The 249-nt window shown below is 58.2% G+C and carries 1 pseudogene; it reads right to left on the bottom strand.

Annotated elements, in window-relative coordinates:
• Positions 1-14: 14 nt before the first annotated feature.
• Positions 15-249, bottom strand: a pseudogene (locus KVS69_RS20080) (alcohol dehydrogenase); the annotation flags it as partial.

Genomic DNA, 249 nt, shown 5'->3' on the forward strand with positions numbered 1-249 from the left:
GTCGTCCTGCCGGATCAGGCCGCTTCGATGATGACCTTCAGTGCATGCGTGCTCGCGGCCTGCGAAAAGGTGTCGTACGCGTCAAGAATCCCGTCGAGCTTGAAGCGATGGGTGATGAGCTTCTTCGGATCGATCTTGCCGGATTGCACCGTCTTCAGCAGCATCGGCGTAGAGACCGTATCGACGAGCCGCGTGGTGATGGAAATGTTCTGCGACCACAACGTTTCGAGATGCAGGTCGGCCTTCACG

It is taken from the genome of Stenotrophomonas sp. GbtcB23 (assembly GCF_019091045.1).
Taxonomy (GTDB): Bacteria; Pseudomonadota; Gammaproteobacteria; order Xanthomonadales; family Xanthomonadaceae; genus Stenotrophomonas; species Stenotrophomonas rhizophila_A.